10 protein-coding genes are annotated in these 13,122 nt (G+C 70.8%); 3 read left to right on the top strand and 7 right to left on the bottom strand.

Annotated features, from left to right (window positions below):
- The first annotated feature begins 29 nt into the window (after positions 1 to 29).
- Complete coding sequence (locus AB0J74_RS05280) at positions 30 to 1,649, top strand: serine/threonine-protein kinase (RefSeq protein ID WP_363444896.1); 1,620 nt, start codon at positions 30 to 32, stop codon at positions 1,647 to 1,649.
- Positions 1,650 to 1,715: 66 nt separating this feature from the next.
- A complete protein-coding gene (locus AB0J74_RS05275; RefSeq protein WP_363444894.1) occupies positions 1,716 to 2,270 on the top strand; it encodes a GtrA family protein in 555 nt (184 codons plus the stop codon).
- On the opposite strand, the gene AB0J74_RS05270 is transcribed toward AB0J74_RS05275, so the two are convergent.
- From AB0J74_RS05270 to AB0J74_RS05240, 7 genes are all read right to left on the bottom strand, one after another.
- Positions 2,267 to 4,210, bottom strand: a complete 1,944-nt coding sequence (locus tag AB0J74_RS05270; protein ID WP_363444892.1) for a translation factor GTPase family protein — start codon at positions 4,208 to 4,210, stop codon at positions 2,267 to 2,269. The two genes, AB0J74_RS05275 and AB0J74_RS05270, sit on opposite strands and share 4 nt — an antisense overlap.
- Before the next feature lie 132 nt (positions 4,211 to 4,342).
- The gene (locus tag AB0J74_RS05265) at positions 4,343 to 5,581 is read right to left on the bottom strand and encodes a hypothetical protein (protein ID WP_363444890.1); all 1,239 of its coding nucleotides are present in this window, start codon (positions 5,579 to 5,581) and stop codon (positions 4,343 to 4,345) included.
- A 15-nt stretch (positions 5,582 to 5,596) separates the two neighbouring features.
- Entirely contained in the window at positions 5,597 to 6,343 is a 747-nt protein-coding gene (locus AB0J74_RS05260; RefSeq protein WP_363444888.1) for an alpha/beta hydrolase-fold protein, read from the bottom strand.
- A 1-nt stretch (position 6,344) separates the two neighbouring features.
- Positions 6,345 to 7,430: an alpha/beta hydrolase-fold protein gene (locus AB0J74_RS05255; protein ID WP_363444887.1), complete on the bottom strand. Its 1,086-nt coding sequence runs from the start codon at positions 7,428 to 7,430 to the stop codon at positions 6,345 to 6,347.
- Positions 7,431 to 7,449: 19 nt separating this feature from the next.
- On the bottom strand, positions 7,450 to 8,559 hold the full coding sequence (locus tag AB0J74_RS05250) for an ionic transporter y4hA (RefSeq protein ID WP_363444886.1): 1,110 nt from the start codon (positions 8,557 to 8,559) through the stop codon (positions 7,450 to 7,452).
- Between the two features lie 25 nt (positions 8,560 to 8,584).
- The gene (locus tag AB0J74_RS05245; RefSeq protein WP_363444885.1) at positions 8,585 to 8,989 is read right to left on the bottom strand and encodes a hypothetical protein; all 405 of its coding nucleotides are present in this window, start codon (positions 8,987 to 8,989) and stop codon (positions 8,585 to 8,587) included.
- Positions 8,990 to 9,034: 45 nt separating this feature from the next.
- Entirely contained in the window at positions 9,035 to 9,790 is a 756-nt protein-coding gene (locus AB0J74_RS05240; RefSeq protein WP_363444883.1) for an esterase, read from the bottom strand.
- A gap of 178 nt (positions 9,791 to 9,968) precedes the next feature.
- Here AB0J74_RS05240 and AB0J74_RS05235 point away from each other — a divergent pair, with 178 nt between their 5' ends.
- The gene (locus AB0J74_RS05235; RefSeq protein ID WP_363444881.1) at positions 9,969 to 12,989 is read left to right on the top strand and encodes a S8 family peptidase; all 3,021 of its coding nucleotides are present in this window, start codon (positions 9,969 to 9,971) and stop codon (positions 12,987 to 12,989) included.
- The last annotated feature ends 133 nt before the right edge of the window (positions 12,990 to 13,122 follow it).

The following is a 13,122-nucleotide window of genomic DNA, read 5'->3' as shown; positions in this document are numbered from 1 at the left end:
ATAGGATCTTTTACGAGTATGACTGTCAAGTGACGTCCGAACCCCCCAAGACGCCCGAGCCCGAGCCGGAGCCCGTCCCCGCACCGGGGCGGCCCTGCGCACGCGTGGTCGGCGGCTGCTACGAGCTGATCGAACAGATCGGCGGCGGCGCCGGCGGCAGCGTGTGGCGCGCGCTCAGCCAGGCGACCGGCGAAGAGGTCGCGATCAAGCTGCTCCGCGAGGAGTTGGTGCCGCAACCCAAGGCGGTGATGCGTTTCGTGCAGGAGCGGGCGATCCTGGCCGCCCTGCGGCACGACAACATCGTGCCGGTCCGCGAACTGCTCACCGTCGGCGACTCGCTCGGCCTGGTGATGGACCTGGTCGCCGGCGGCAGCCTGCGCGACGTGCTGCGCAAGCGCGGCACGCTGACGCCGGCCGAGGCCGCGACTCTGATGGCCGCGGTGGCCGACGGGCTGGCGCACGCGCACCACCTCGGTGTCGTCCACCGCGACCTGAAACCCGACAACATTCTGGTGGGTACGCGCGACGCGCTCGACCACGATCCGCAGGTGCGGCTGACCGACTTCGGTATCGCCCGGGTGATCGACGCGCCGGCGTTGACCACCACCGGCGCTCTACTCGGCACGCCCAACTACCTGGCGCCGGAGGTCATCCACGGTGGCCGTCCGTCGCCCGCCTCTGACGTCTACGCGTTCGGCATGGTGCTCTACGAGTTGCTGACCGGCCAGCCGCCGTACGCCGGGCACCCGCCCCGCTCGGTCGTCCGCCGGCACGTGGAGACCCGGCCGCGCCGCAACCCGGGCATCCCCGACGTGCTCTGGAAGATCATCACGTCGTGCGTGGACAAGAACCCGACGCGGCGGCCCGCGGCGGCCGGCCTCGGCGCCGCGCTGCGCACGGCCGCGTTCCGCCTCGGTGCCACGCCGGCCCTGCCGAGGCAACACCGGCTATCGATGCAGTCGGCGCTGACCGGCGTCCGCCCGTTCGTACCGACCCAGCGCCGCCGGTCACCGGCCTGGCACGCGATCACGACGGTGGTCACCGCGTTCGTGCTGCTGGCCGCCGCACTGGTCGCCTTCGAGTGGCCGGGCCCGGGCAGCGGCACCAGGGCCGAGGCGGACCAACCGAGCGCGGTACCGAACCCGAGCCCGACCGCCGCGAAAGGCGGCAAGCGGGTCCACGCCGGGCAGCCGGTCACCAGCGAGGCCGCCCGGCTGGCCGCCAACCGGTTGGGCAAGCCGGCGGAGGTCAAGCCGCGGACGTCGGAAAGGGCCCGGGTCGCTCCGCTGCCGACGGCTTACGGAACGGCGCGGTGCACCGGTTTCCAGTGGAAGTTCCTGCAACCCGCGTTCTCCAACACCTGTTACGCGACCGGCCCGGGCATTCGCGTCTCCGGGATATTGCGCTCCAAGGCGGTCACGGCCGACATCACGCTCACGCTGAAGGACCCGGCCGGCAAGCAGGTCGGCGAGGCGCACACCTGCGAGCGGTTGGCCTTCGCGCCGGAAATGTCGGAGCGCACCTGCGGCCCGTTCGACCTCACCGCGCCGCGCGGCCAGCGCTACGTGCTGGTGCAGAGCTGGCGGGTGTACGGCAACAACGGCAGCGCGATCCTCGGCGAGGCGAAGAGCGCGGAGTTCGCCTTCTAGGCGACGGCCTGTGCCTGAGACCGCCTCGCGCGTAGGCGTCCAGGTAGAACCGGTAGCGTTCCGCCGATGAGCGTCGAGCCACTGCGGGGACGACCGGCCCGGATCGTGCGGGCCGTGCTGCGGCTGCTGCCCACCCCGGTGCGAGACCGGGTGCTCCGGCACCGAGAGGTTCTCAAGTTCCTGATCGTCGGTGGCACGTGCTTCCTGGTCACGATCGCGGTCAACTACGCGCTGAAGCTGACGATCCTGTCCGACAAACCGGTCACCGCACTGACGGTCGCGACCATCGTCACGACCGTGCTCTCCTACATCCTCAACCGCGAGTGGGCGTTCCGCACCCGCGGCGGCCGCGAACGCCGCCACGAGGCGGCGCTGTTCTTCGCCGTCAACGCGATCGCCGTGGGCGTCAACGACGTTCCGCTGCTGATCGGCCGCTACGTCTTCGACCTGCGGGTCCCCGACGTGAGCCTGATCGTGCAGGAGATCAGCGACTTCGGCTTCGGCATCGTCGCCGGCACCCTGGCCGCGATGACGTTCCGCTTCTGGGCCTACAAGAAGTGGGTCTTCCCGCACCCGAAGGTGCAGCTCGTCCGCTCGGAGCAGGACTCGCGGGCCGCCTAGCGGCGACCGCCACTGGTGGTCAGGCCGCGCTGGGCCAGCCAGCGGGTGTATTCGCTGCGGTCCAGGGGGTTGCCGTCGGTGCGGGCGCGGCGTGGCGGGCGACCCTCGACCGGGCGGTCGCCGGCCGGGGTCGAGGTCCACAGGCCCTCGCCGTTGGTCAGGTTGGGCAGCCGGCGTTGGGCCTCGGCGACCAGGCGCGCCGGGATCGAACCGCTGACCCGCCACGTCTCGCCGGTCGGCAGCGTCTCGTCGACCCGGCCGCCCAGGTGGGCCAGTGTGCCGGTGACCGGGCCGAGCGACGCCGCCGGGATGTCGGCCTCGAAGTGGTGGCACGGCTCGTAGACGCGGGTGCCGGCCGCGGCCAGGGCGCGCAGCAACACGTGCGGGGTGAGGTCGCGGAAGTCGCCGGCCGTCGTGATCGGTGACCAGTAGCCGCTGTGTGTCAGGGTCACCCGCACGTCGGTCACCGGCCAGCCGCACAGACCCTGTTCGAGCGCCTGGACGACCGTTTCCTCGATCGCCTTGTGATACGCCGGCGGCAGCGAGCCGAGTTCGACCGCCAGGTCGTACTCGATGCCGGTGCCGGGCGCGACGCGCAGGCCGACCGTGCCGAAGAAGCCGTTGCCGATGATCTCGCACGCGGCGCCGACGCCGGTCGGGCGTTCGAGGTGGACCAGCTGGCTCGGCGCGAACTCCGCGGTGATGCCGAAGGCGTCGGCCAGCGTCGTGGCGATGACCTCCTTCTGCACCTCGCCGTAGAGGCGGACGCTGCTTTCCCCGGACGCGGTGACCGAGGTGTGGATCAACGGGTCTTCGTCGGCCATCCGCAGCAGCGCGGCGTGCAACGCCGAGGCGTCGCCGCCGTCGCCCCGGCGGACCACCGTCTCCAGGCTCGGGCGCGGGAAGTGCGCGTCGACGACCAGGCCGGCGGCCGAGCCCACCTGGTCGCCGATCCGCACGCCGGGCAGGCCGTGCAGCGCCGCGATGTAGCCGGCCGTCAGCGCCGGCGCCGCCGGGTCGCCGACCACCGACACCGCCGTGAGCTGGGCGCGATGCGACTCGACCCGGCCGTCGGCAGCCGTTCGGTAGACCGCCACCCGCTGGCGGGCGGCGAGCGCACCACCGTAGGAGCGGGCGTACGCGACCTTGGCGCCGCCCGGCCCGCGGGTGATCGCGAAGACCCTGGCCCGCGGGTCGGGCTCGGCCGGCGGTGCCGCGGGGAGCAGGTCGCCGATCGCGTCGAGCAGTGCCGGCACGCCCGTGCCGGACAAGGCCGACCCGAACAGCAGCGGGTGCACCAGGCCGGCCGCGGTCTGGTCGCGCAGGGCCGCCCGCAGCGCCGCGGTCGGCACGGCCCGGTCGGACACGAACGCGTCCAGCAGCGCGTCGTCGTGTTCGGCCAGCACCGGCAGCCAGCCATCGGTGCCGCCGGAGGCGAACCGGGCCGACGGGGTGCCCTGGGAACGAACCGTGCCCAGCGGCACGACAGCCGGCGTCAGCAGCCGGCGGATGTCGGCCAGCAACTCGGCCGAGCGGGCGCCTCCGCGGTCGATCTTGTTGACGAACAGCAGCGTAGGCAGGCGCAGCGCCCGGCAGGTGCGCATCAGCAGCCGGGTGTGCGGCTGCACGCCCTCGACCGCGGAGAGCACCAGCACGGCGCCGTCGAGCACGCCGAGGGCCCGCTCGACCTCGGCCATGAAGTCGCGGTGCCCGGGTGTGTCGATGAGGTTGACCTGGCGGTCGCCGACCCGGAACGCGGTGACCGCGGAACGGATCGTGATGCCGCGCCGGCGCTCGATCTCGCCGGTGTCGGTCTGCGTGGTGCCCGAGTCGACGCTGCCGAGCCGGTCGATGACCCCGGTGTCGAACAGCAGTCGCTCGGTCAGGCTGGTCTTACCGGCGTCGACATGCGCCAGAATCCCGATGTTGACGGTATGCATATGCGGAGGTGTCCTCGAAAACTCGGCAGCCGGATGGGCGGAAGTTTTCGAGGCCTCGCATTGCACGCTCCTGTCGTCGGGTGCGCCTGACCCGCCGAGAGTCGCACGGGAAGCGGGTCAGGCGCAGCCGAATTAACCCGCTTGGTCGGCCACCCAGGCGCCGGTCAGGCCCCGGAAGTGCGCCACGAACCGATCATGTTCTTCGACGGGGTACGTGTTGCGCACGGTCTCCACGAGCAGGGTGTCGAACTCCGGGGAACGGACCCAGTCGTAGACCATCTCGTCGACGTGGGTGAGCCGCGACGCGCAGAAGTCGGCATAGCGCTCCGACTCGAAATGTTCGTCGGCCAACGACCGGTAGCGGGCCAGCTTCTCCTGGTAGGTCAGGTCGGTGCGGTCGGCGATCTCGAAGTACCGGCGGGTGTTGAGGTCGACCTGGAAGCGGCGGCCCGTCACCACGCAGAACGTCGTCCAGCGCAGCAGCGCTTTCATCGCCCACGGGAAGTAGTAGTGCAGCGAGGTCAGCGCCACGTCGGGGCAGGCATTGGCGTAGTCGATCGGGTAGACCTCGTTGCCCCGCACGAGCGACTCGCAGGAGTTGAACTCCCAGCCGAAGAACGCGTTGACCAGCCGGGAGATGGTGACCACCTCGTCGCCGGTCGCGGCGTCGAGGAAGTTGTGCTCCACCGCGTAGCGGTCGTGCATCGGCAACTCGGGCCGGAACTTCATCACCATCGTCTCCGGCCCGATCGACAGCGACCGGGTGAACACGTCGTAGTTCTCCACCGACTGCTGCAGGTGCATCAGCCGCTCACCGGACGCGTCGTAGGCGGCGTGCAACTCCGCACTGTCACGGATCTTGGAGACGCCGACCCAGGCGCCGCCGTCGTAGGGCTTCATGAAGAGCGGATAGCCGAGCTCCGAGGCCACCGCGTCGAGGTCGAACGGCTGGTTGTAACGGGCCGCGGTGTAGGCCCAGCGCGAGTTCTCCAGCGGGTGCTTGTAGGGCACCAGCACGGTCTCCGGCACCTTGAGGCCGAGCCGCATCATCGCGCAGTAGGCCGCGTGCTTCTCCATCGACTGGAAGGTGAACGGGCTGTTGAGCAGGTAGACACCGTCCATCATGGACACCTTCTTGAGCCACTCGCGCGGGTGGTAGTACCAGTACGCGAGCCGGTCGATGACCAGCGAGTGGCGTGGCTTGTCGCGCAGGTTGAACGGCTCGATGGTGACCCGGGTGGTCTTCAGCCGGTGCTTGCGCCCCGCGCCGTCGACGACCGGGCCGAGCCGGTCGACCAGTGCCTCGTAGGCCCGTGGCCAGTCGTCCTCCGTACCCAGCAGCATTCCGATGATGTGTTCGACGTCGGCCACGTGCAGCCTCCCCAGTCAACAGAACCGCGGCAGATGATGCGCCCATTGCGCGCGCCACGACGGCCAGTCGTGTGGCACGTCGTAGCCCCACAGGTCCAGCTCGTGCCGGATCCCTTTGTCGGCAAGCAGTCCGGCCACCTGCCGTGTCGAGTGCAGGGCTCCGGTGGTGTCCTCCCATTGCCCCTGACCGCAGACCAGCAGGACCGACAGCCGGGTGCGCAGCCAGTCGAGGTGGTCGCCGTGCATGTGGCCGAGATAGTCGGTCGGGCTGTTGAAGTAGGCCGCGTCGCCGCGTTCACCCCAACCGTGCCAGGCGGCCGGGTCGTAGTTGCCGGAGAAGCACATCGCCAGCGGAAACAGGTCGGCCCGCCGGCAGGCGAAGTTGAGCGCGTGGAAGGCGCCCATCGAGCAACCGGCCACGCCGATCTCGCCGCCGCCACCACCCTGGTCTTCGTGGATGAACGGCACGACCTGGTCGACGATCCACGACTCGAAGGCACCGTGCCGCCTGGCCCGCTCCTCCAACGGCAGGTCGCGCGACGCCCAGGAGCCGGCGTCGTAGGAGTCGACGCAGAACAGCTTCACCCGGCCCGCGTCGATGAGATCCCGCACCGCGCCGACCATGCCGTTCGCGGCGAAGTCGCCCGCGCGGCCCTGCTCCGACGGGAACACCAGCATCGGCCGGCCGTAGTGGCCGTAGCGAACCACCGACCCGGCCGTCCCGATGGCCGGGGAGAACAGCTCGACCCAGTGTTCCCGCACGCTAACCTCCCGACGGCCCACCCCACGAGCCCGGACCCCACGAGCCCAGGCTCCACGACGTCTCGCCCCACGACCGGGCCAGCAACCGGGTCAGGTGCGGGTCGAACGCGTCCCGCCAGGCGGTGAACTGGTGCCCGTCGGGCACTTCCACCAACTCCGCCGGATAGCCCTGCCGGGCCAACGCGTCGGCCATTTCCCGGTTGTTGGCCAGGTTCTCCTCGACGGTGCCACAGGTCAGCAGAGTCGGCACGGGATGCGCGGCGAACGCCGAGGCGACCACCGGCCCGGTGAACCGGGTGATCCGCTGGAAATAGCGGAAGCCGGACTCCTGCGGATCCAGTCGCGGCCGGAAGAAGCTGCCGGACTGCAGGAACAAACCCCCGAACGCTGCTGGGGTACGGCGTTGCGCGTGGAGCATCGCCAGGCCGCCCAGGCTCGCGCCCATCCCGGTCACCTTGCCGTCGAAACCGAGCTCCGCGCGGAGCCGGTCGAGGACCGGGTCGGTCAGCGTGGCGGCGTAGGCGTTGTTGGCCGAATACCAGTCGCTGCGGTCGCCGGGGCCGAGCAGCACCAGGTGGAACGGCGGCAGGGCGCCCGAGCCGACCATCGCCGCCGCGTAGTGGCCGAGGTCGGCCAGCTTGTCGAACTCGGGACCGTCGTGGGCGACCAGCACCCGGTTGCCCGCGCTGGGCGGCGACCAGGTGCGGATCCAGACCTCCGCGTCGAGGGCCGGTGCGGCAACGGTCAACTCGCGCCAGGTGCCGAGCGCGGCGGGCAGGTCGAGCCAGACGGGGTCGACGTAGTCGCGCCGGTGCAGCACCGACTTGTCGCCGAACGCGCCGGCCACCCGGGCCGGGTTGACGGGGTCGTTGACGGTCTCCTCGCGGCCGTCGGGGTGGCGCAGCCGCAGCTGGTATTCGAGCCGCCAGGCATCCGGCGCCGGGAGGTCGAGCACCCATTCCTGGCCGCGGTAGACGAAATCGAGCCGGTCGCCGGGCAGGCCGGCATGCTGCTCCAGGCGGACGCCGGCGAGGTGGCGCCGCGGGTCGGGATAGCGGAACGTCAGCCTGCCGTCCACCCATCCCATCGGAGAACTCTAACTTTCTTCAGGGTCGCACAGCGAGAAAGACGAAAGCCGCCACCAGGGCCAGGTGTACGCCGCCCTGCAGCGCGGTCGCCCGCCCCGGCACCACCGTGAGGATGCCGACGACGACCGTCAGCGCGAGCAGCACCAACTGCGTCGCCGGTAGGCCGAGGATCAGTGGGCCGTCGAGCCAGATCGACGCGACCGCGATGGCCGGGATGGTCAGGCCGATGCTGGCCATGGCCGACCCGTACGCCAGGTTGAGGCTGGTCTGCACGCGGTCGCGCAGCGCCGCCCGGGTCGCGGCCAGCGTCTCGGGGAGCAGCACCAGCAGCGCGATGATCACGCCGACGACGGTGGGCGGGAAGCCGGCCGCGGCGACGCCGCGTTCGATGGTCGGCGAGACCGACTTAGCGTCACCGACCACGGCGACCAGGGCGGCCAGCAGGACCAGCAGGCTGATCAGCGCGTCCCGGTTGGACGGTGGGTCGGCGTGCTCCTCGGCGTCGATGACCGTGCCGCTGGTGGTGATCGGCAGGAAGTAGTCGCGGTGCCGGACCGTCTGCACGGCGACGAACAGGCCGTAGAGCGCGAGCGAGGCGACCGCGGCGAAGGTGAGTTGGGAGCCGGAGAACTCCGGGCCGGGCTCGGTGGTGGTGAACGTCGGGAACACCAGGCTCAGCGTGGCCAGGGTGGCGACGGTGGCAAGCGCGCCGCCACTGCCCTCGGGGTTGAACACGGCGATCCGCCGGCGCAGCGCGCCGAGCAGCAGGGCGAGCCCGACGATGCCGTTACACGTGATCATCACGGCCGAGAAGACGGTGTCGCGGGCCAGGGTCGCGGTCTTCTCGGGGGTGCCGCTGATCATCAGCGTGACGATCAGCGCCACCTCGATGAAGGTGACCGCGACGGCGAGCACCAGCGAACCGAACGGCTCACCGACCCGCGCGGCGACCACCTCGGCGTGGTGCACGGCGGCGAGCACGGCACCGGCGAGGCAGATCGCCACGAGCCCGACCGCCCATCCGGCGAGATCACGACCCCAGCTCAGGCCCAGCGCGACGAGCGCGACGAAAGGGACGACGACGGTCCAGTTTGTCAGGTAGGCGCGTCTGGCCATCGCTGCTGCCATGCCGACAAGAGTGCCAGAAGTGCAGCTAGACGCTTTCGAAGAAGAGGTCGGCGGCGCTGAAATGTGCTGGATCGAAATCGTCGGACCACGGCAGGTGCGGCAGGATCGTGGCCCGCAGTAGATCGGGCGACCCACGCAGATCGTCGGCGTCGTAATCCGGAATGGCGATGACGGTGACCGCCGGGTCGGCCGCGCGCAACCTCGCCGCCAACTCGTGGTCGGCGAACGCGAGCGGATAACGCACATGCACGGTGGCGCGCACGTCGTCGTCACCGGCCAGCCGGACCCATTCGTCGTCGCCGGGCTCCCAGCTCACCGCGAGCAGGTCGTCGCCGGCCGCGACCCGCTTGGCGAGCCGCACGGCGGCGGCGCTGCTCCATTCGGGCGGACTGGTGACCCAGGCTCGCAGGGTGTCGTCGAGATCGATCATCGGATGCTCCCGCCCCATTCGGAGACTATCGACGAGAATAGATCACTAATCAAGGGTGGATCCGATGATTCGGAACGCTTCCGGAATGATCGTCTGCCAATAGTCGAAGGTGTGCCCGCCATCGGTGTAGCGCCCCGCGACCGGCGGCAGGGGAAGCGCCCGCTGCAGCGCCTGCACGTTTTTCAGCAACCGGTCGTCGAGGCCGCACCAGAGCCCCAGGGGTTGCGACCGGAGCCGGCCGACCTGCTCGAAGACCTGGTCTCCGAGTGCGACCGCGGGAGAGAATGCGGCGGTCAGCCGGGCGAACGACCGGAACGTCTCGGCCAGCAGCAGTGCGCCGGCGCCGCCCGTCGACCAGCCCCAGAGCGCCAGGCGGGTGATGTCGAAGCCGCGTTCGGCACACCAGTTGGGCACCTCCTCGTACGCCATCCGCTGTGGGTCGTCGCCGGGTTTCGGCCGCCAACCCCGCCGGCCGCCGTTGGCACCGGCGAGCACGAATGGCGGTGCGCCTTTCTCGACCGCGCGACTGAGGGCGCGACCGAAACCGAGCCTGGCGAAATCGCCGGGCCGTTTCGCCGCACCGTGCAGCACGATGCAGACCGGCAGCCCTTTGCCGTCGCCATGCCCGGCCGGCACGGCCGTATAGAAGTCGACGCTCCTACCCCGCGAAACGGAATCCTTCTTCTCGACCCGTTCGGCGCCGGGCTGGATCTCCGCGGCACGGGATAGCCCATTGACCCCGACCACCCCGACCCCACCCGCGGCGGCGATGGCGCTCCTGAGCAACGTCCGACGTCTCACACCGGCTCAACGGATCGCATTGCCGGCGCGTTATGCGGCCGCTAGGCTGCGGCGTCGAGAAACGCTGGGTGCGTCGTGCGTGGCGTGCGGGTTGTCCCTCGAATCAACCCTTCACCTGACCCTTGTCGGCAGCCTTGAGGGTTCAGCGCACGTCTATGCGGACCATAGTCTGCCGTCCATGTTGGGCATCTCTCGTGCCGGGCGACGTCGCTCGGCTGCCGCGCTGGTCGCTGCCGCGACCCTGTCCGCGTTCACTTTGACCAGTGCGCCCGCGCATGCCGCACCGACCGCGGCCCCGGCGAGCGCGCCCACGCTGACCTACCTGGTGCAGACCACCGACGCGCCCGCAGCCACCTACAACGGTGGGATCGCGGGGCTGGCGCCCACCCGCGCCGGCGCCGGTGCCAAGCTCGACAGCGCCAGCAAGAACGTGCGGGCCTACCGGCAGCACCTCGGCCAGGTCCGCGACCGCGTGCTCGACCGGGCCGGGGTCAGCGCCGGCAAGGTCAAATATGACTACACGCTGGTCTTCGCCGGGTTCTCGGCGGAGTTGACGGCCGCCGAAGCGGCGCGGCTGCGACAGACGCCGGGTGTCGCCAACGTGTGGAAGAACGAGTTGGTGCACTCCGAGACCTTCACGACGCCGGCGTTCGTCGGGCTCGACGGCAACGACGGTGCCTGGCGCAAGCAGTTCGGCAGCCCGGAGCGGGCCGGCGAGGGCATCATCATCGGCGTCATCGACTCCGGCTTCTGGCCGGAGAACCCGAGCTTCGGGCCCCTGCCGGCGCCGCGCCGCGACCAGAAGACGATCGACGCCAAGTGGAACGGCAGTTGCGACCCGGGCGTGGAGAGCCCGGTCAGCTGCAACAACAAGGTGCTCGGTGCCCGCTGGTACGCGTCCAACAACATCTCGCACGCCAACCCGGGTGAGTTCGACTCGCCGCGCGACTACTACGGGCACGGCTCGCACACCGCGAGCACCGCGGGCGGCAACCACGGCGTGACCGCGACCATCAACGGCGCCGTCGCCGGCGTGATCTCGGGCATGGCCCCGGCCGCCCGCCTGTCGATCTACAAGGTGCTCTACGCCAACGCGGCCGGCACGCAGTCGGTCGGCAACAGCGTCGACATCGTGGCCGCGATCGACCAGGCCGTCGCCGACGGCGTCGACGTGATCAACTACTCGATCGGCGACGACAACGACAACTTCAGCGCCGTCGAGCTGGCGTTCCTCAACGCCGCCAACGCCGGTGTCTTCGTTGCCACCTCGGCCGGCAACGCCGGGCCGGGCGCGTCCACCGTCGACAACGGCATGCCGTGGACGACCACCGTCGCCGCCGGTACACACGACCGGTCCTCGACCAAGACCCTGACGCTGGGCAACGGCCAGACGTTCCATGGCGTCGGCACCGGGCCCACCGCCGTCACCGCGCCGGTCGTCGACGCCCGGACCAGCGGGCTCGCGGGCAGCACCGAGATCCTCGCCGCCCAGTGCGTGAGCACTCCGCCGCAACTCGACCCGGCCAAGGTGACCGGCAAGATCGTGCTCTGCGAGCGCGGCAACAACAACCGCGTCGACAAGAGCCTCGCGGTCAAGAACGCCGGCGGCGTCGGCATGGTGCTGTTCAACCCGACGCCCAACACGCTCAACGCCGACTACCACGCGGTGCCGTCGATCCACGTCGACCAGGCCACGGGCGCCGCGGTCAAGGCCTACATCGCGGCCGGTGGCGACCCGACCGCCACGATCTCGGCAGCCAGCAACGCGAAGGTCCGGGCGCCGGTGGTGGCCACCTTCTCCAGCCGCGGCCCCGGCGCGTCCAGCGGTGGCGACCTGCTCAAGCCCGACATCATGGCGCCCGGCGTCGACGTGGTCGCCGCGACCGGGCCCGCCAGCCACAACGGCAACCTCTGGGACACCAACAGCGGCACCTCGATGGCCAGCCCGCACATCGCCGGCATCGGCGCGCTGCTCCTGGCCAAGCACCCGACCTGGTCGCCGATGATGGTCAAGTCGGCGCTGATGACCACGGCCGGCGTGCGCGACAACGAGGGCCAGCCGATCCAGGACGAGGCGGACGGCAGCAACGCCAACCCGCTGGAGATGGGTGCCGGCCAGGTCGCCGCGCGGGACGCGTTCGACCCGGGCCTGGTCTACGACTCGGGGGTCACCCAGTGGCTGCAGTACTCCTGCGGCATCGGGGTCCACCTGGTCTCCGGTGGGCAAGACGTGTGCACGAGCGTCGGCACGGTCGACCCGAGCGACTTCAACAGCCCGTCGCTCGCCGTCGGTGACCTGGCCGGCAAGCAGACCCTGACCCGCACGGTGACCAACGTGAGCAAGCTGCCGGCGCTCTACCTGGCGACCGTGCAGGCACCGGCCGGCTTCAAGGTCGACGTCTCCCCGAAGATCATCGCGCTCCTGCCGGGCAAGAAGCAGACCTTCAAGGTGACGATCACACGTACCGGTGGCGCCATGGGTGAATGGTCCTTCGGCTCGTTGCGCTGGCGCGACCTGCTCGGCCACGACGTGCGCAGCGCGATCGCGGTCCGGCCGGTGCCGGTCGCGGTGCCGCCGGAGGCCACCGGTACGGGCACGACCGGCCAGGTCGCGTTGCCGGTGACCGCGGGCTACGCCGGCAACCTGGCCGCACAGGGCCATGGCCTGGTTGCCGCAACCGTTGACCGGTGGAACCTGACGCCCAACCCGGCGACGGCGTTCAACGTCAACGCCCCGGCAACGGCGAGCGACATCGTCTCGGTCAACACGACCGTCCTGGCGGGCGCGAAACTGACCCGGTTCGCGACGTTCGACGCCGACTACCCGGCGGGCACCGACATCGACATCTTCGTCTACCGGCAGGCCGCCAACGGCGCGCTGACGCTGGCCGGGCAGAGCGCCGGCGGCTCGGCGCAGGAATCGGTGACGGTCACCGAACCCGGCACGTACGTGACGTTCGTCGACCTCTTCGCGGCTGCCGGACCGGTCAACGTGCAGCTCGACCGCTGGGTTGTCCCGGCCGGCAACGCCGGCAACCTGACCGTCACACCGGCGACCCAGGCGGTGACGGTCGGCGCCGCCGCGACGGTGACGGCCGCGTGGAGCGGCCTCACGGCGGGGCAGCGCTACCTCGGCGTCGTCGAATACTCCGACGGCACCACCACCCTCGGCACCACGAACCTGTTCGTCGCAGGCTGACCGTCGCATCGGCAGGGCGCCCCGCGAGGGCGCCCTCCTTGCTCTGCACCCCTGCGGGAAGCGCCGGCCGCTCCGGCGCGCTTCCCGCAGGGGTGCGGAGCAAAGCCTCGCGGGCCTTTCCCGGGTCCGCGGT

Origin of the sequence: Asanoa sp. NPDC049573 (assembly GCF_040676615.1) — a bacterium.
Classification (GTDB): Bacteria; Actinomycetota; Actinomycetes; order Mycobacteriales; family Micromonosporaceae; genus Asanoa.
Note: the sequence above shows the minus strand (reverse complement) of the source record. Positions and strands in the feature narration are given on the sequence as shown.

What these genes read in the sequence shown, in the direction of transcription:
- AB0J74_RS05245 (WP_363444885.1), bottom strand. Translation starts at nt 8,989, where the DNA reads ATGATCGATCTCGACGACACCCTGCGAGCCTGGGTCACCAGTCCGCCC.
- AB0J74_RS05255 (WP_363444887.1), bottom strand. Translation starts at nt 7,430, where the DNA reads ATGGGATGGGTGGACGGCAGGCTGACGTTCCGCTATCCCGACCCGCGG.
- AB0J74_RS05235 (WP_363444881.1), top strand. Translation starts at nt 9,969, where the DNA reads ATGTTGGGCATCTCTCGTGCCGGGCGACGTCGCTCGGCTGCCGCGCTG.
- AB0J74_RS05250 (WP_363444886.1), bottom strand. Translation starts at nt 8,559, where the DNA reads ATGGCAGCAGCGATGGCCAGACGCGCCTACCTGACAAACTGGACCGTC.
- AB0J74_RS05275 (WP_363444894.1), top strand. Translation starts at nt 1,716, where the DNA reads ATGAGCGTCGAGCCACTGCGGGGACGACCGGCCCGGATCGTGCGGGCC.
- AB0J74_RS05270 (WP_363444892.1), bottom strand. Translation starts at nt 4,210, where the DNA reads ATGCATACCGTCAACATCGGGATTCTGGCGCATGTCGACGCCGGTAAG.